At 61.7% G+C, this 16219-nt stretch carries 15 protein-coding genes, 1 other RNA gene and 4 pseudogenes; 13 read left to right on the top strand and 7 right to left on the bottom strand.

Annotation, left to right across the window (positions count from 1 at the left end; translation table 11 throughout):
- The first annotated feature begins 2 nt into the window (after nt 1-2).
- The 3 genes and pseudogenes from QIY50_05990 (at nt 3) to zapE (ending at nt 2614) form a co-directional block, all read left to right on the top strand.
- Nucleotides 3-933, top strand: a pseudogene (locus QIY50_05990) (tryptophan--tRNA ligase).
- Nucleotides 934-1038: 105 nt separating this feature from the next.
- A complete protein-coding gene (locus tag QIY50_05985; protein ID WGV23151.1) occupies nt 1039-1353 on the top strand; it encodes a hypothetical protein in 315 nt (104 codons plus the stop codon).
- 166 nt (nt 1354-1519) lie between these two features.
- Nucleotides 1520-2614 (top strand): cell division protein ZapE, encoded by a 1095-nt coding sequence (zapE, locus tag QIY50_05980; protein ID WGV21769.1) that lies wholly within the window; start codon nt 1520-1522, stop codon nt 2612-2614.
- A 132-nt stretch (nt 2615-2746) separates the two neighbouring features.
- Here zapE and QIY50_05975 read toward each other — a convergent pair whose 3' ends face one another.
- Nucleotides 2747-3667, bottom strand: a complete 921-nt coding sequence (locus QIY50_05975; protein WGV23010.1) for a GlxA family transcriptional regulator — start codon at nt 3665-3667, stop codon at nt 2747-2749.
- A gap of 274 nt (nt 3668-3941) precedes the next feature.
- Nucleotides 3942-4983, bottom strand: a pseudogene (locus tag QIY50_05970) (NADP(H)-dependent aldo-keto reductase).
- Between the two features lie 258 nt (nt 4984-5241).
- Here QIY50_05970 and rplM point away from each other — a divergent pair.
- The 7 genes and pseudogenes from rplM (at nt 5242) to QIY50_05935 (ending at nt 10108) form a co-directional block, all read left to right on the top strand.
- Nucleotides 5242-5670, top strand: a complete 429-nt coding sequence (rplM, locus tag QIY50_05965; protein ID WGV21768.1) for a 50S ribosomal protein L13 — start codon at nt 5242-5244, stop codon at nt 5668-5670.
- A 14-nt stretch (nt 5671-5684) separates the two neighbouring features.
- Nucleotides 5685-6077: a 30S ribosomal protein S9 gene (rpsI, locus tag QIY50_05960; GenBank protein ID WGV21767.1), complete on the top strand. Its 393-nt coding sequence runs from the start codon at nt 5685-5687 to the stop codon at nt 6075-6077.
- A 264-nt stretch (nt 6078-6341) separates the two neighbouring features.
- A pseudogene (gene petA / locus QIY50_05955) lies at nt 6342-6936 on the top strand (ubiquinol-cytochrome c reductase iron-sulfur subunit).
- A pseudogene (locus tag QIY50_05950) lies at nt 6936-8148 on the top strand (cytochrome bc complex cytochrome b subunit). The pseudogenes petA and QIY50_05950 overlap by 1 nt, the downstream one beginning before the upstream one ends.
- Nucleotides 8148-8927: a cytochrome c1 gene (locus QIY50_05945; protein WGV21766.1), complete on the top strand. Its 780-nt coding sequence runs from the start codon at nt 8148-8150 to the stop codon at nt 8925-8927. Before QIY50_05950 ends, QIY50_05945 begins: the two are co-directional and overlap by 1 nt.
- A 118-nt stretch (nt 8928-9045) precedes the next feature.
- Nucleotides 9046-9669, top strand: a complete 624-nt coding sequence (locus QIY50_05940; protein ID WGV21765.1) for a glutathione S-transferase N-terminal domain-containing protein — start codon at nt 9046-9048, stop codon at nt 9667-9669.
- Between the two features lie 10 nt (nt 9670-9679).
- On the top strand, nt 9680-10108 hold the full coding sequence (locus tag QIY50_05935; protein ID WGV21764.1) for a ClpXP protease specificity-enhancing factor: 429 nt from the start codon (nt 9680-9682) through the stop codon (nt 10106-10108).
- Nucleotides 10109-10159: 51 nt separating this feature from the next.
- Here the strand turns inward: QIY50_05935 and QIY50_05930 are convergent, their stop codons facing one another.
- The 5 genes from QIY50_05930 to QIY50_05910 all read right to left on the bottom strand — a co-directional run bounded on the left by QIY50_05930 (nt 10160) and on the right by QIY50_05910 (nt 13964).
- The gene (locus QIY50_05930) at nt 10160-10378 is read right to left on the bottom strand and encodes a YgdI/YgdR family lipoprotein (protein ID WGV21763.1); all 219 of its coding nucleotides are present in this window, start codon (nt 10376-10378) and stop codon (nt 10160-10162) included.
- Between the two features lie 143 nt (nt 10379-10521).
- A complete protein-coding gene (locus tag QIY50_05925; protein ID WGV21762.1) occupies nt 10522-11100 on the bottom strand; it encodes a BON domain-containing protein in 579 nt (192 codons plus the stop codon).
- The gene (locus tag QIY50_05920; protein WGV21761.1) at nt 11097-11690 is read right to left on the bottom strand and encodes a phosphoheptose isomerase; all 594 of its coding nucleotides are present in this window, start codon (nt 11688-11690) and stop codon (nt 11097-11099) included. The genes QIY50_05925 and QIY50_05920 overlap by 4 nt, the downstream gene beginning before the upstream one ends.
- 85 nt (nt 11691-11775) lie before the next feature.
- Nucleotides 11776-12147 (bottom strand): YraN family protein, encoded by a 372-nt coding sequence (locus QIY50_05915; GenBank protein ID WGV21760.1) that lies wholly within the window; start codon nt 12145-12147, stop codon nt 11776-11778.
- Nucleotides 12147-13964, bottom strand: coding sequence for a penicillin-binding protein activator (locus QIY50_05910; GenBank protein WGV21759.1), 1818 nt, complete (start codon nt 13962-13964; stop codon nt 12147-12149). The genes QIY50_05915 and QIY50_05910 overlap by 1 nt, the downstream gene beginning before the upstream one ends.
- Nucleotides 13965-14231: 267 nt before the next feature.
- Between QIY50_05910 and rsmI the strand changes: the two genes are divergently transcribed.
- The 3 genes from rsmI (at nt 14232) to mraZ (ending at nt 16217) form a co-directional block, all read left to right on the top strand.
- The gene (gene rsmI / locus QIY50_05905) at nt 14232-15026 is read left to right on the top strand and encodes a 16S rRNA (cytidine(1402)-2'-O)-methyltransferase (GenBank protein WGV23009.1); all 795 of its coding nucleotides are present in this window, start codon (nt 14232-14234) and stop codon (nt 15024-15026) included.
- A 67-nt stretch (nt 15027-15093) separates the two neighbouring features.
- Nucleotides 15094-15453, top strand: an RNA gene (gene rnpB, locus QIY50_05900) — RNase P RNA component class A.
- 308 nt (nt 15454-15761) lie between these two features.
- Entirely contained in the window at nt 15762-16217 is a 456-nt protein-coding gene (mraZ, locus tag QIY50_05895; GenBank protein WGV21758.1) for a division/cell wall cluster transcriptional repressor MraZ, read from the top strand.
- Nucleotides 16218-16219 lie beyond the last annotated feature (2 nt).

The following is a 16219-nucleotide window of genomic DNA, read 5'->3' as shown; positions in this document are numbered from 1 at the left end:
CCATGACCACGCGCATTCTTACCGGTATCACCACCACCGGCACTCCGCACCTGGGCAACTACGCCGGCGCCATCCGCCCGGCGATCCGTGCCAGCCAGCAGCCCGGTGTCGACTCGTTCTACTTCCTGGCCGACTACCACGCCCTGATCAAGTGCGATGACCCGCTGCGCATCCAGCGTTCGCGCCTGGAAATCGCCGCCACCTGGCTGGCTGGTGGCCTCGACCCGGACAAGGTGACCTTCTACCGCCAGTCCGACATCCCGGAAATCCCCGAGCTCACCTGGCTGCTGACCTGCGTCAGCGCCAAGGGTCTGCTCAACCGTGCGCACGCCTACAAGGCCTCGGTGGACAAGAACCTGGAAAACGGCGAAGACCCGGATGCCGGCGTAACCATGGGCCTGTACAGCTACCCGGTGCTGATGGCCGCTGACATCCTGATGTTCAACGCCAACAAGGTGCCAGTCGGCCGTGACCAGATCCAGCACGTGGAAATGGCCCGCGACATCGGCCAGCGCTTCAACCACCTGTTTGGTCAGGGCAAGGACTTCTTCGCCCTGCCGGAAGCGGTGATCGAGGAGAGCGTGGCAACCCTGCCGGGTCTGGACGGGCGCAAGATGTCCAAAAGCTACGACAACACCATCCCGCTGTTCACCAGCGCCAAGGACATGAAAGACGCCATCTCGCGCATCGTCACCGACTCGCGCGCACCTGGCGAAGCGAAAGATCCGGACAACGCGCACCTGTTCACCCTGTTCCAGGCCTTCGCGACGCCGGCGCAGTGCGCCGAGTTCCGTGAACAGCTGCTGCAGGGCCCTGGGCTGGGGCGAGGCCAAGCAGCGCCTGTTCCAGCTGCTGGACGGCCAGCTGGCCGAGAAGCGCGAGTACTACCACCAGCTGATCGCACGTCCGGCGGACCTGGAAGACATCCTGTTGGCTGGCGCCGCCAAGGCTCGCAAGATCGCCACGCCGTTCCTCGAGCAACTGCGCGAGGCCGTTGGCCTGCGTTCGTTCCGCAGCAGCGTGCAGGCCGGCACGGAAGTGAAGAAAAAGGCCGCCAAGACCTCGCGTTTTGTCAGTTTCCGAGATGATGACGGCAGCTTCCGCTTCCGCCTGCTGGCTGCCGACGGCGAACAACTGCTGCTGTCGCGCAGCTTCACCGACGGCAAGAGCGCCGGCGCCGTGAGCAAGCAGCTGCAGCAAGGTGGCGAGGCCGATGTGCGCATCGAAGGCCTGGGCTTCGGCCTGTGGCTGAATGGCGAGCAGGTTGCCGACGGGCCGCAGTTCGACACTGCCGAGGCCCGTGATGCGGCCATCGAAAGCCTGCGTGCAGCGCTTGCCCCACAAGCGGACTGAAGATGTTGTAACTGTGGGAGCGGGCGTGCCCGCGAAACAGGCGCCGCGTTGCATGGCACCGGCTTTGCCGGTGTTCGCGGGCACGCCCGCTCCCACAGACTGATTGCCATTAGGCGGGCCTGTCGCTACAGTGACGGCCCGTTTTTTGTTGCCTCGCTAACGAATCATGACGCCCCTAGAACGATATCAAGCAGATCTGAAACGTCCCGACTTCTTCCATGACGCGGCGCAGGAAACTGCGGTGCGTCACCTGCAGCGCCTGTACGACGACCTGGTACACGCGCAGAACAACAAGCCGGGGGTATTCGGCAAGCTGTTCGGCAAGAAGGAGCAGACCCCGGTCAAGGGCCTGTACTTCTGGGGTGGGGTAGGGCGCGGCAAGACTTACCTGGTCGATACCTTCTTCGAGGCGCTGCCGTTCAAGCAGAAGATGCGCACGCACTTCCACCGCTTCATGAAGCGCGTGCACGAGGAAATGAAAACCCTCAAGGGCGAAAAGAACCCGCTGACCATCATCGCCAAACGCTTCAGCGAAGAAGCCAAGGTGATCTGCTTCGACGAATTCTTCGTGTCGGACATTACCGACGCGATGATCCTCGGCACCCTGATGGAAGAGCTGTTCAAGAACGGCGTATCGCTGGTGGCCACCTCCAACATCGTGCCGGACGGCCTGTACAAGGACGGCCTGCAGCGCGCGCGCTTCCTGCCGGCCATCGCCATGATCAAGCAGTACACCGAGGTGGTGAACGTCGACAGCGGGGTCGACTACCGCCTGCGTCACCTGGAACAGGCCGAGCTGTATCACTACCCACTCGATGAGGCGGCGCACCAGAGCCTGCGCGCCAGCTTCAAGGCACTGACTCCCGAGTGCACCCAGGCGGTCGAGAACGATGTGCTGATGATCGAGAATCGCCCGATCAATGCCCTGCTTACCTGCGACGACGTGGCCTGGTTCGACTTCCGCGCCCTGTGCGACGGCCCTCGCAGCCAGAACGACTACATCGAACTGGGCAAGATCTTCCATGCCGTGCTGCTGAGCAACGTGGAGCAGATGGGCGTCACCACCGATGACATTGCCCGCCGCTTCATCAACATGGTTGACGAGTTCTATGACCGCAACGTCAAGCTGATCATCTCGGCCGAGGTGGAGCTGAAGGACCTGTATACCGGCGGGCGGCTGGCCTTCGAGTTCCAGCGTACCCTGAGCCGGTTGCTGGAGATGCAGTCGCACGAGTTCCTGGCGCGCGCTCACAAGCCGTAAGAATTTTGGGGCCGCTTTGCGGCCCATCGCAGGCAAGCCAGCTCCCACTGGTTTAGCGCAGCCCTTTAGACTTATGCAATACCTGTGGGAGCTGGCTTGCCTGCGATGGGCTGCAGAGCAGCCCCATTGGCCTCAAGCCTCCTGCATGAACTGCTGCCGATACTGGTTCGGCGACAACTCGGTATGCTGGCGGAACAGCCGCGCAAAGAAACTGGCATCGTCATAGCCGACCTCGTAACTGATGGTCTTGATGCTTTTGCGCGTGCTCGACAACAACCCCTTGGCTGTCTCGATCCGCAACCGTTGCAGGTAGTGCAGCGGTTTGTCCCCCGTCGCGCCCTGGAAGCGGCGCATGAAGTTGCGAATGCTCATGCCGTGGTTGCGAGCGACGTCCTCGAAGCGGAACTTGTCGGCGAAGTGCTCCTCCAGCCAATGCTGGATCTGCAGGATGATCAGGTCCTGGTGCAGCTTCTGCCCGCCAAAACCCATGCGCCCCGGGGTGTAGTTGCGCTGCACTTCGTAGAGGATGTCGCGGGATACGGCGCGGGCCACGTTGGCACCACAGAAGCGTTCGATCAGGTAGATATACAGGTCGCAGGCTGAAGTGGCGCCGCCAGCACAATAGATATTGTCGGCGTCGGTCAGGTGCTTGTCCTGGTTCAGTCGGATCTTCGGGAAGCGCTCGGCAAAGCTGCTGAAGAAGCGCCAGTAGGTGGTCGCCTCCTTGCCGTCGAGCAGGCCGGACTCGGCCAGCCAGAACACCCCACTGGCCTCGGCGCACAGCACAGCGCCACGGGCATGCTGTTCACGCAGCCACGGCAGCACCTGTGGATAACGCTGCAGCAGGTTGTCGAAGTCGTCCCAGAAGGCCGGGAGAATGATCACATCGGCGTCTTCCAGGCCGCCATCGACCGGGAGTTGCACATTGCTGAAGCTGTCCACGGGCTGGCCGTCGGGGCTCACCAGGCGGATCTCGAACATCGGCTGCAGGCCCAGGCCCAGCTGTTTGCTGTAGCGCAAGCTGGCGAGGTGGAAGAAATCCTTGGCCTGCATCAAGGTCGAAGCGAATACCTTGTCAATGGCCAGGATGCAGACGCGCCGCAGCGACGCGGAGGGTTGGGTAAACATCATTGTCATTGTTCTTATAGGGTAGAGTGGTCAATCACCGGCTGGATCGTCTTATTTTTTGGCGATTGTGTCTAGCCTGCCGGACCGCGCGTGTTTCTTCGCGGGCTCGCCCGCTCCCACAGGGACCGCACACAGTTCAATGGCTGTGCAGTACTTGTGGGAGCGGGCGAGCCCGCGAAGAAACCAGCACAGGGTCGGCTCAAGGCGCCGGGTTCGGCTGTTCCTGGTGAATCGCCTCGATCGCCGCCAGCAGTTCATCGCTCAGGCTCAGCTCGAGGCTGGCCAGGTTGCTGTCCAGTTGTTCGAGGCTGGTCGCGCCAATGATGTTGCTGGTCACGAATGGCTGCCGGGTGACGAACGCCAAGGCCATTTGCGCCGGATCCAGGCCGTGATCACGGGCCAGTTGCACGTAGCGGCTGCAGGCCGCCACGGTCTGTGGGTTGGAGTAGCGGGCAAAGCGGCTGAACAGGGTCAGGCGTGCGTTTTCCGGGCGTGCGCCGTTCTCGTATTTGCCGGAAAGCATACCGAACGCCAGCGGTGAATAGGCCAGCAGGCCACACTGCTCGCGGATGGCCACTTCCGCCAGGCCCACTTCGAAACTGCGGTTGAGCAGGTTGTACGGGTTCTGGATCGACACCGCCCGCGGCCAGCCACGGCTTTCGGCCAGCTGCAGGAACTTCATGGTGCCCCATGGCGTTTCGTTGGACAGGCCGATGTGGCGGATCTTGCCCGCGCGCACTTGCTCGTCGAGCACTTCAAGGGTTTCTTCCAGCGGGGTGAAGTGGTCCTGCGGCAGGTGTTGGTAGCCCAGCTTGCCGAAGAAGTTGGTGCTGCGCTCGGGCCAGTGCAGCTGGTACAGGTCGATGCGGTCGGTCTGCAGGCGCTTGAGGCTCTCGTCCAGTGCCGCGACTATGTGCTGGCGGTTGTGCCTGAGCTGGCCGTCGCGAATATGGCTGATGCCGTTGCCGGGGCCCGCGACCTTGCTCGCCAGTACCCATTCATCGCGATCGGCACTGGCCTTGAACCAGTTGCCGATGATGCGCTCGGTGGCAGCGTAGGTCTCGGGGCGGTGGCGGCACCGGGTACATCTCGGCGGTGTCGATGAAGTTGACCCCGGCGGCCTTGGCCCGGGCAATCTGCGCGAAGGCCTCTGCCTGGTCGTTCTGTTCGCCCCAGGTCATGGTGCCCAGGCACAGGGCGCTGACGTTGAGGTCGGTACGGCCGAGCTGACGGTATTCCATCGGGTAGACACTCCTTGGGCAAATAAGCCCATCAAAGCAGGTTGAAATTTTTCGCGCAATCTGGATAATTCGGCACCTCTCCGTGTGGCGGAAGTGATGCACCACCACGCAGGAAGAACCCCGTCGAACACTGGCGTGCCTGACCCGAGCCCCCAAAAGCGTCAGCGTTCGGCTGCGCGCTTGCCCTTGGCAAGCTGTGCACTATCCAGTAAGATTCGCCGTCTATTTTTCGCTGGGCGGCCTCTGAGGCTTTAGAGAATGAAAACTTTTACTGCTAAACCGGAAACAGTAAAGCGCGAGTGGTTCGTAGTCGACGCCGCTGGCCAGACCCTGGGTCGTCTGGCTACCGAAATCGCTAGCCGTCTGCGTGGCAAACACAAGCCAGAATACACCCCTCACGTTGACACCGGCGACTACATCGTCGTTATCAACGCCGAGCAGGTTCGTGTGACTGGTGCCAAGTCTTCCGACAAGATGTACTACTCCCACTCCGGTTTCCCGGGCGGTATCAAGGAAATCAACTTCGAGAAGTTGATCGCCAAGGCCCCTGAGCGTGTTATCGAAACTGCGGTCAAAGGCATGCTGCCGAAGAACCCGCTGGGTCGCGACATGTACCGCAAGCTGAAAGTGTACGCGGGTGCTGCTCACCCACACACTGCTCAGCAGCCTCAAGAACTGAAGATCTAACGGGATAGTTCATTATGTCGGCGACTCAAAACTACGGCACTGGCCGTCGCAAGACCGCAACCGCTCGCGTATTCCTGCGTCCGGGTACTGGTAACATTTCCATCAACAACCGTTCTCTGGACGTGTTCTTCGGTCGCGAAACCGCTCGCATGGTTGTTCGTCAGCCGCTCGAGCTGACCGAAACCGTCGAGAAGTTCGACATCTACGTCACCGTTTCCGGTGGTGGTGTCAGCGGTCAAGCCGGTGCGATCCGTCACGGTATCACCCGCGCTCTGATGGAATACGACGAAACCCTGCGTGGCGCTCTGCGTCGTGCTGGCTACGTCACCCGCGACGCTCGTGAAGTCGAGCGTAAGAAAGTGGGTCTGCGTAAAGCGCGTAAGCGTCCTCAGTACTCCAAGCGTTAATACCGCTTCGGCAGTCGAAAAAAGCCCGGTTCCTTGGAACCGGGCTTTTTTTATGTCTTGGACTAACCTGTCAGCATGTCAGTGACCACTTGTCGCATAGACACAGATCAAGCAAAGCACGGGTAGTGCCCCCTGGCTGGGGTAATCACCTTGTCAGTGTGTGGATTTGTTTCTTACCATGGCGACCAATTTTTAGCGCCACTGACACAACCTAAGTACAGGGTCTGGTTCAACAGGCCAAGCAAGCTGATGGGAGAGGACTGAATGAGCAATGACGGCGTCAACGCAGGCCGGCGCCGCTTCCTCGTAGCCGCGACATCCGTAGTCGGGGCGGCGGGGGCAGTGGGGGCTGCGGTACCGTTCGTGGGGTCATGGTTTCCCAGTGCCAAGGCGAAAGCCGCGGGTGCACCGGTGAAGGTCAATATCGCCAAGGTCGAGGCCGGGCAGCAAATGGTGGCCGAATGGCGTGGCCAGCCGGTGTTCATCGTGCGGCGAACGGACGAAATCCTCGGCAACCTGAAGAAAGTCGTCGGTGACCTGGCTGACCCGGAGTCCAAGGCCTCGGTGCAGCCGACCTACGTCGACCCCCAGGTTCGTTCGATCAAGCCGGAAATCCTCATCCTCGTCGGCCTGTGCACGCACCTGGGCTGCTCGCCCACCTTCCGCCCGGAAGTTGCACCCGCCGACCTTGGCCCCAAATGGGTCGGTGGCTATTTCTGCCCGTGCCACGGCTCCCCACTACGACCTGGCTGGCCGTGTCTACAAGTCGCAGCCGGCGCCTCTCAACCTGCCCGTGCCACCGCACTCTTACGAGTCGGACGAGATCGTCGTCATCGGCGTTGACCAGGAGAACGCATGATGAGCAAGTTCATGGACTGGATTGATGCTCGCTTCCCCGCCACCAAGATGTGGGAAGACCACCTGAGCAAGTATTACGCGCCCAAGAACTTCAACTTCCTGTACTTCTTCGGCTCGCTGGCGTTGCTGGTGCTGGTCAACCAGATCGTCACCGGTGTATGGCTGACCATGAGCTTCACGCCCTCGGCGGAAGAGGCGTTCGCCTCGGTCGAGTACATCATGCGTGACGTGGAATATGGCTGGATCCTGCGCTACCTGCACTCAACCGGTGCATCGGCGTTCTTCATCGTGGTCTATCTGCACATGTTCCGCGGCCTGCTCTACGGCTCCTACCAGAAGCCGCGTGAACTGGTGTGGCTGTTCGGCATGCTGATCTACCCTGGCGCTGATGGCCGAAGCCTTCATGGGCTACCTGCTGCCGTGGGGCCAGATGTCGTACTGGGGTGCCCAGGTGATCATCTCGCTGTTCGGTGCCATCCCGGTGATCGGTGGCGACCTTACCCAGTGGATCCGCGGTGACTACCTGATCTCGGGCATCACCCTGAACCGCTTCTTCGCCCTGCATGTGGTCGCCTTGCCGATCGTGATTCTCGGCCTGGTGGTACTGCACATCCTCGCCCTTCACGAAGTGGGTTCGAACAACCCGGACGGCGTCGACATCAAGAAGAAAAAGGATGAAAACGGCATCCCGCTGGACGGTATCCCATTCCACCCGTACTACACCGTCAAGGACATCGTCGGCGTGGTGGTGTTCCTGTTCGTGTTCTGCGCCGTGGTGTTCTTCTTCCCGGAAATGGGTGGGTACTTCCTGGAGAAACCCAACTTCGAACAGGCCAACGCCTTCAAGACCCCTGAGCACATTGCGCCTGTGTGGTACTTCACGCCGTTCTACGCGATCCTGCGTGCGGTGCCTGACAAGTTGATGGGCGTCATCGCCATGGGTGCGGCCATCGCCGTGTTGTTCGTACTGCCCTGGCTCGACCGCAGCCCGGTGCGCTCCATGCGCTACAAGGGCTGGATCAGCAAACTCTTCCTGCTGGTGTTCTGCGTGGCCTTCGTCATCCTCGGCGTGCTGGGCGTACTGGCACCGACACCTGGGCGTACCTTGCTGTCGCAGGTGTGCACGGTGTTGTACTTCGCCTACTTCCTGCTGATGCCGTTCTACACAAGGCTCGAGAAGACCAAACCGGTTCCGGAAAGGGTGACTGGCTGATGAAAAAGTTGATTGCAGTATTTTTGCTGGCAGTGATGCCTGCCTTTTCCTTCGCTGCCGAACACGGCCTCGAGCTGGACAAGGTCGACATCGACCTGAGTGACAAGGCCGCCATGCAGGACGGTGCGCGTACCTTTGCCAACTATTGCATGGGTTGCCACAGTGCCAAGTTCCAGCGTTACGAGCGGGTGGCCGATGACCTGGGCATTCCGCACGAGCTGATGCTGGAGAAGCTGGTGTTCACGGGTGCCAAGATCGGTGACCACATGCAGATTGGCATGAAGCCCAGTGACGCCAAGACCTGGTTCGGCGCCGCGCCGCCCGACCTGACCCTGGTGGCCCGTGTGCGTGGTACCGACTGGTTGTACACCTACCTGCGCAGCTTCTATGAGGACCCATCGCGGCCTTACGGGGTAAACAACAAGGTGTTCCCGAACGTCGGCATGCCTAACGTGCTGGTCGGCCTGCAAGGCAACCAGGTGATTGGCTGCAAACAAGTGCAGACCGTGACCGATGGCAAGAAGCAATTCGACCCGTTGACCGGTAGCCCTATCACCCATGAAGCCTGCGACCAGCTGACCATTACGCCGAAATCCGGTACCCTGACAACCGAGCAGTTCGACGAGAAGGTCAAGAACCTGGTGACCTTCCTGGCCTATTCGGCCAACCCGGTCAAACTGGAAAGCCAGCGCATCGGTACCTACGTGTTGCTGTACCTGGCTTTCTTCTTCGTATTCGCCTATTTGCTCAAGCGTGAATACTGGAAGGACGTGCACTGATCACGCAGTAGTTTCTGGTTGTTGAACGCGCCCGGGGCGCCCCCGCAGAAATGCGGGGCGCGCCCCGGGCGCGTTTTCATTTACAGTTGTACAAGCATCCCGTGCGAGGAGCCGCTACATGGGCGCAACCAACAGGTTAGCCTGCTATTCCGATCCCGCTGATCACTATTCCCATCGGGTACGTCTTGTGCTCGCCGAGAAGGGCATCAGCGTACAGGTCATCGATGTCGACCCCGGCCGCCTGCCGCCCAAGCTGATCGAGGTGAACCCTTACGGCAGTGTGCCGACGCTGGTCGACCGTGACCTGGCGTTGTATGAATCGACCGTGGTGATGGAATACCTCGAGGAGCGTTACCCGCACCCACCGCTGATGCCGGTATACCCGGTTGCGCGGGGGAACAGCCGCTTGCTGATGCACCGCATCCAGCGCGACTGGTGCTCCCTGGCCGATACCGTGCTCGACCCGCGCAGCAACGAGGCCGCTCGTGCCGAGGCGCGCAAGGCCTTGCGCGAGAGCCTGACCGGGGTCTCGCCCTTGTTTGGCGAGTTCGCCTGTTTCATGAGCGAGGAGCAAAGCCTGGTCGATTGTTGTCTACTGCCCATACTCTGGCGTTTGCCGGTGTTGGGCATCGAGTTGCCGCGGCAAGCCAAGCCGCTGCTGGATTACATGGAGCGTCAGTTCGCCCGCGAGCCTTTCCAGGCGAGCCTGTCCTCCGTAGAACGTGAAATGCGCAAGCTTTAAGGAGCCGTTGATGAACTCCAGTCGCCCCTATCTGGTTCGAGCACTGTACGAGTGGATCGTCGACAACGATTGCACGCCCCATATGCTGGTCAATGCCGAGTTCCCGAAGGTCCAGGTGCCGGATGGTTTCGCCAGTGATGGCCAGATTGTGTTGAATATCTCGCCAAGCGCCGTGCGCAGCCTGCACATGGACAACGACGCGGTCAGCTTCGAGGGCCGCTTCAGTGGCGTGGCTCACTCGCTGTTTGTGCCGGTTGGCGCCATCCTGGGTATCTACGCCCGGGAAAATGGCCAGGGCATGGTTTTTGAGCTAGAGCCGTCGCAGGATGACGAGGGCCTGGAAGACGATGATGTGCAGCCGGATGACGATGGCCCGCCAGAGGGTGGCGGCCAGCCACCACGTCCGACTGGCCGACCAAGCCTGAAAGTGGTCAAGTAACAAAAAAGGCGATCCAACCGGATCGCCTTTTTCTTTGCTCTCAACGTGAGATTACAGGTCGCTGATGGTGCGTACCTGATCCTTGTTGATGCGGGTGCGTTTGCCGTCGAGTTGCTGGAACTCGTAGAAGCCGGAGTCGGCATCGAATTCCGGTACGTCGACCGTCTGGATTTCACGGCCGTCGTTGAGAATGATCTGGCTAGGGGTGGAGCAGCCGGCCAGGGTGGCGACGGTGCCGAACAGCAGGGCTGGCAGCAGAAGCTTTTTCATGCGGTGTTTCCTGGATTTCTGAAAAGACACGGTGTTGCGCTTGCCTGTACCGGCCTCTTCGCGGGCTTGCCCGCTCCCACAGGGTTTGGCGTATCCCTTTGGGAGCGGGCAAGCCCGCGAAGAGGCCGGTACAGGCTAACGAATCAGTCGATGTACTCGAACAGCTTGACGATCTTCTGCACGCCCGACACGCCCTGTACCACGGCAGTGGCCGAGTTGGCCTCCTGCTGGGTCACCAGGCCGAGCAGGTAGACGATGCCGTTTTCGGTAATCACCTTGATGCGCGAGCTGGGTACGGCATTATCGGTCAGCATCTGGGCTTTGATCTTGGTGGTCAGCCAGGCGTCGTTGTTGCGCGCCAGGATGGAAGAGGGCTGCATCACCTGCAGCTCGTTGTGCACCTTCTTGACCCGCTGCACCTGGCTGGCGGTCTGCTCGGCCAGGCTCTTGAGGTCGGCGCGCGGGGTCTGGCCGGCCAGCAGGACGATGCCGTTATAGCTGCTGACAACGATGTGCGAACCTTTGTCCAGGTCAGGGCTGGCCTTGGCGATATTGACCGAGGCCTTGGTTTCGATCAGCGAGTCGTCGATCTTGCTGCCGATGGTGCGCGTGCCGCGATCATCTTCGATCGGCGAATTGCGGGTAGAGGTCAGTACCGAGCTGCAACCAGTGACGCTCAGGCACAGGGTCAGGGCCATCAGGCCGAGGCGCATAGGGGTCATTCTTCACTCCCGAACAGTTGGCTGTCGATCAGATCACACAGGCAGTGGATCGCCAGCAGGTGGACTTCCTGGACGCGTGCGGTAATCGTCGAAGGTACGCGGATTTCCACGTCTTCGGGCAGCAGCAGCGAAGCCATGCCGCCACCGTCGCGGCCAGTCAATGCTACGACAATCATTTCGCGGTCATGTGCGGCCTGGATCGCCTGGATCACGTTGGCCGAGTTGCCGCTGGTGGAGATCGCCAGCAGAACGTCACCGGGCTGGCCCAGCGCGCGTATCTGCTTGGAAAAGACTTCGTTGTAGCTGTAGTCGTTGGCGATCGAGGTCAGGGTCGAGCTGTCGGTGGTCAGCGCGATGGCCGGCAGGCTCGGCCGTTCACGCTCGAAGCGGTTGAGCAGCTCCGAGGAAAAATGCTGGGCATCGCCGGCCGAGCCGCCATTGCCGCAGGCGAGCATCTTGCCCTCGTTGAGCAGCGCGTTGACCATGACCAGGCTGGCCTGCTCGATGTGCGGTGCCAGGATGTCCATTGCCTGTTGCTTGGTATCGATGCTGGCTTGGAACAGCCGGCGAATTCGGGATTGCATGTCCATCTGGTGACCTTAAGTGGGGCGGTGGCCTTTGCTACGCGCAACAACGACCAGCCCGCGAAACATAGAGCAAAAAAACGGAGTGGGTTCAGCATTCGAAGGCGTTTTTCAGCCATTGAAGCGGTTTGCCTGCATGGTGGCTACCCTGCAGGGCGACTACGTCGAAGCGGCAGGGGTGGTTGCTCCAGTGGGGCTCCTTCTGCAGGAACAGGCTGGCGGCGAGCACCAGCCGTTTCTGCTTGCGCCCGTCGATGCTGCCGAGAGCGCCACCGAAGCCCGCGTGCAACCGGTAGCGGACTTCGACGAATACTACTGTATCGGCGTCGAGCATGACCAGATCAAGCTCACCGCCTTTGCACCGCCAGTTACGCGCCAGCAGTTGCAGGCCCTGCCCTTGAAGGTATTCCAGGGCCTGGGTTTCCGCTGCCTGCCCGGCGCTGGTGGGCGACGCAGCTGCCATCAACGAGCGGTGTCAGGCAGGCGCTGGACCTGGCCGCCGACGAACTCTGCCCAAGGCAGCTGGCGCTCGACACGCTGGTTGGCGTTCATGCTCAGGCTGCCCGAAAGGCCCAGTACGCGATTGTCCGGCAGCGCTTTCAGCTGGCCCAGGCGCGGCGCCAGGCTGTAGGCGTCGACGCCCATGGCATACAGGCGGCCCAGGCTACCGGCAGCTTGTGGCCATTGCTGCACGACCTGTTGACGCAGGCTGTTGCTGGTGTCGAGCAGCCACGGGGTTTCGCAGAAGCGGATGCCGTTCATGTCGTTGTACTGGTTGACGTCGCCACTGGCGCTGTACAGGTTCGAGGTGGCGTAGACCGGTACGTCGCCGGCGTACTGGAAGTTCAGGGTCGGCTTGATCTGCTGGGCCTGTTGCGGGGTCGAGGCGAGGAAGATGAAGTCGATGTCCTGGCGGCGCGACGGCTGCGCGGCGATGCTGCCGCCTACCGTGCTCTGCAGGCTCTTGGCACGGCCTTCGCTCTGGCGCAGCTGGAACAGTTCGGCAATCTGCTGGGCCAGGGCGACCGGCTGGGCGATGCGCTCGGCGGCGAGCAGGGTACCACCGTTGCCTTCCCAATCCTGGCGGAAGGCAGCAAGCACGCGGTCACCCCATTCGCCGCTTGGCACCAGGGCCACGGCGCGAACCATGCCATCGGCGCGGGCGCGGCGGGCCACTTCACGGGCCTCGTCTTCGGCAGCCAGGCCAAACTGGAACAGCTGCGGCGGAGCCTTCTGGCCGGCGTCGGCGTAATTCAGGGCCAGGGTGGTGATCGGCAGTTGTGGCTTGGCGGCCAGCTGCTTGACCAACGGTTTTTCCAGCGGGCCGATCACCAGCTGTACGCCTGCGGCCTGGGCCTGGCGATAGAAATCGTCGAGCGAGCCGATGCGCGAGCTGTCGAATACCTGCACCGCTGGCGCCTGCTGGCCGGCTTGCTGGGCCTGGAAGTGCGCAGCCATGAAGCCGTCACGCAGGGCTCGGGCAACCCCGGCCAGCGGGCCTTCCTGGGGCAGCAGCAGGGCAATCCTGGTCAGTGGCTGGCTGGCCAGCTCCTTGAGCTTGGTCAGCGCCAGCGGCAGCTGTTGAGCGGCCGGATGGTCCGGGTGCTGCTTGACCCAGGCATCGATAGCGGCTTGTTGCTGCTCCAGGGTGCCGGCGCTTTTCACGGCGAAGGCCAGGCTGGTCCAGCCGGCCAGGGTCTGGTCGTTGCCTGGCTGCTGCAGTTGCTCTGCAGGCAGCGAGGCGACCAGGGCCCAGATAGCGTCATTGTTGGCGCTGGCGGCCTGGCCGCTGAGCAGCGGAGCCAGCAGTACGCGCTGTTGTGCGGCCGCCAGGGCCTGGCCATCTGCTTCGAGGGCGGCCGCGTGCACGCTGTAGGTGCGCGCTTGCTGCTCTTCCGGCAGTTCGGCGATGCGCTGCAGGCTAGGGTGGGCCAGGGCGGTCAGGGCAGCCTTGGGCTGGTTGCGGCTCATGGCCAGCTCGGCGCCGAGGGTGCTGGCGAACACTTGCTGGGCCGGTTTGAGCGTGTCCAGCGGCACCTGCTCGAGGATGCGTGCGGCGCGGGGGAAGTCCTTCTGCTTGTAGGCCAGGTCGGCTGCGCTCAGGCGCAGCAAGGCGGCGTCTTCCGCGGACTTGCTGGAAGCAGCCTTTTCGAGCAGTTGCTCGATGCTGGCGTCCGGGGTGCGTGGCAGTTCGCCCAGGCTGGATGAGGGCGAGCTGGCGCAGGCCGCCAGCAGGGCGGCAAGGCAGAGGGCTGTGAACAGCCGCAGGCAAGCGATCATGTAAAGGTCCTGTTACTCGATCAAGGTGGCCGGCAATTGTACCCAAGCGCTGGCCGGGGCGCGATGTCGCCGTGTCGAACCTTCACTATAGGTGGCCTGCCACCGGTCGTTGGCGAAGTTCTTTGCGCCCTGTTGCAGGCGCTCGGGCTACAATAGCGCCTTTGATCCGAACGACAGGTGTGCGCAGTGACTGATGTGGCAGGGGCTTCGAAATCCACCGTGGGGACGCTGTATGTGGTCGCAACCCCCATCGGCAACCTCGACGACATGAGCGCCCGGGCGCTGAAGGTGCTGGCGGACGTGGCCCTGATCGCGGCGGAAGATACTCGCCATTCGGTCCGCCTGCTGCAGCACTTCGGCATCGACACGCCGCTGGCGGCCTGCCATGAGCACAACGAGCGTGACGAGGGCGGGCGTTTTCTCACCAAGCTGCTGGCAGGCGAGAATGTGGCACTGGTATCCGACGCCGGCACGCCGCTGATTTCCGATCCCGGCTACCACCTGGTGCGCCAGGCGCGAGCTGCCGGGGTGAACGTGGTGCCGGTGCCGGGCGCCTGTGCTCTGATCGCCGCCCTGTCGGCGGCCGGCCTGCCCTCGGACCGCTTCATTTTCGAAGGCTTCCTGCCAGCCAAGACGGCGGGGCGCCGGGCGCGCCTGGAGCAGGTAAAGGAAGAACCGCGCACGCTGATCTTCTATGAGGCCCCCCACCGCATCCTGGAATGCCTTGAAGACATGGAGGCGGTGTTCGGTGGCGAGCGCCCGGCGCTGTTGGCGCGCGAGCTGACCAAGACCTTCGAGACCCTCAAGGGCCTGCCGCTGGCTGATCTGCGCGCGTTCGTTGCCGGCGACAGCAACCAGCAGCGCGGCGAGTGCGTGGTGCTGGTCGGTGGCTGGAGTGCGCCGGAGGGCGAGCAGGCGATCAGTGCCGAGGCGCAGCGGGTGCTCGACCTGCTGCTGGCCGAGCTGCCGCTCAAGCGGGCGGCGGCGCTGGCTGCGGAAATTACCGGGGTGCGCAAGAACCTGCTGTATCAACTTGCCCTGGAAAAGCAGAAAGCCGAATAGTGGCATATTGATATAAATGCCGGTATTGCTTGTCGTTGGGCGCGCGTGCCGTTAATCTTGTCGGCGGAGAGTCGATCGGACAGTCGCTGCCTGCTTTTGTTCCGCAAAAGCAGGGGGAGGAAAGTCCGGGCTCCATAGGGCAGAGTGCCAGGTAACGCCTGGGAGGCGCGAGCCTACGGAAAGTGCCACAGAAAATAACCGCCTAAGCATTTCGGTGCCGGTAAGGGTGAAAAGGTGCGGTAAGAGCGCACCGCACGGCTGGCAACAGTTCGTGGCTAGGTAAACCCCACTCGGAGCAAGACCAAATAGGGTTCCATCAGGCGTGGCCCGCGTCGGAACCGGGTAGGTTGCTAGAGGCGTCCAGTGATGGCCGTCGTAGAGGAATGACTGTTCTCGACAAAACCCGGCTTACAGATCGACTCTCCACCTTTCCTTCCCTGCTTGAATCGATAGCAGATGCCCGTTGGTAATACCGAAAAAATCTTACTCTTGATAAATCACTTTAACTTTGAACTGCACGTGCTTGCGTGGGTTTGATTTTTCTCGTGTTTTTTTCTCTCTGGTAGTCCTTCCGCATTCCTTTATTGCGCTAAATCTCGGTCCTGTAAGGCTTTTCCTTCCGAACGTGCCTTGACGGTGCTGCGGGCGGATTCCTATAGTGTGCGCAAGTGGCAGAAAGTGGGATGAAGTGGGTTTTCTGACACAAAAAAGCTAACATTGTGGGGAATCGCAGCCGTGTTCCGCGGAGCCAACGCCGTCAGCCTCGATGCCAAGGGCCGTCTCGCCATGCCGAGCCGGTACCGTGACGAGCTCGATTCGCGTTGCAATGGTCAGCTGATCGTGACCATCGACGCCGTTGACCCCTGCTTGTGTGTTTATCCCCTCGATGAGTGGGAACAGATAGAAGCCAAGTTGCGTGCCTTGCCATCGTTGCGTGAGGAAAACCGTCGCCTGCAGCGTTTGCTGATCGGTAATGCGGTTGACCTGGAGCTCGATGGCAGTGGGCGTTTCCTGGTGCCGCCCCGTCTGCGCGAGTACGCCAAGCTCGACAAGAAGGCGATGCTGGTGGGGCAACTGAACAAATTCCAGCTGTGGGATGAAGATGCCTGGAACGCGGTTTCGGCAGCCGACCTTGCAGCTATTCAACAACCGGGCGCCATGCCCGACGAATTGCGTGACCTGATCCTGTGACC

Source organism: Pseudomonas putida (genome assembly GCA_029953615.1).
In the GTDB taxonomy this organism is placed as follows: Bacteria; Pseudomonadota; Gammaproteobacteria; order Pseudomonadales; family Pseudomonadaceae; genus Aquipseudomonas.
Note: the sequence above shows the minus strand (reverse complement) of the source record. Positions and strands in the feature narration are given on the sequence as shown.